Source organism: Pseudomonas sp. AIG, from assembly GCF_977020205.1.
Genome location: NZ_CDROCK010000126.1, coordinates 1 through 1,110 on the forward strand (window position 1 = coordinate 1; position 1,110 = coordinate 1,110).

The window sequence follows — 1,110 nt, forward strand, 5'->3', positions numbered from 1 at the left end:
GCAACTTCGAGAGTCTGGTACCGAGCACCGTGCCGGCCGTGACCAATGTCACCGACACCATCGACACCACCACTGTGAAACTGACGGCGACCGAGTCGGCAGCTGAAGGTGGCAACGTCACCTACACCGCGACCGTCGGTGCGCCAGTCACCGGTTCACCGGTTGTCGTAACCTTGGCCAACGGTCAGACAATCACCATCGGCGTCGGCCAGACCACCGGTACCGCGACCACCACGGCGCCAAACGACGCATTGACCGGCCACGCTCCGCTGACCAACGCGATCACGGACGTAACAGGTGGCAACTTCGAAAACCTGGTGGCCGACAAGACCCCGGTTTCGACCAATGTCACCGACACCGTCGACACCACCAATCTGTCACTCAGCGCTACCAATTCGGTCGCTGAAGGTGGTTCGATCATTTACACCGCGACCCTGACCAACGCCGCTGGCTCACCAGTCACCGTGACCCTGTCGAACGGCGCCGTGATCACCATCGACGCCGGTAAAACCACTGGCACCGTGACTGTTCCTGCGCCGGCTGACGACGTTTACAAAGACGCCGGCACCGTGCAGGCGACGATCAGCACCGCCACCGGTGGCAATTTCGAAAATCTCGTGCCGAGCACTGTTCCCGCCGTCACCAGCGTCACCGACACCATCGACACCACCACCGTGAAGTTGACCGCCACGGAGTCGGCGGCTGAAGGCGGCAACGTTGTCTACACCGCTACCGTAGGCGCACCGGTTACCGGCTCGCCAGTTGTCGTGACGCTGGCCAATGGTCAAACCATCACCATCGGTGTTGGCCAGACCACGGGCACCGCAACCACTGCAGCGCCAAACGATGCATTGACCGGCCACGCTCCGCTGACCAACGCGATCACCAACGTGACCGGCGGCAACTACGAAAACCTCGTGGCCGACAAGACGCCAGTCAGCACCAACGTGACCGATACTGTCGACACCACCAACCTGTCGCTGAGCGCGACCGGTTCTGTGGCTGAAGGTGGCTCGATCGTCTACACCGCGACCCTGACCAACGCTGCTGGCTCGCCAGTCACCGTGACCCTGTCGAACGGCGCCGTGATCACCATCGACGCCGGTAAAA

1 protein-coding gene is annotated in these 1,110 nt (G+C 62.2%); it reads left to right on the plus strand.

Going from position 1 to position 1,110, the window contains the following annotated elements; all coding sequences use genetic code 11:
- On the plus strand, positions 1–1,110 hold a 1,110-nt coding region (locus ACWR1S_RS30810; RefSeq protein WP_454566136.1), incomplete at both ends, for an immunoglobulin-like domain-containing protein.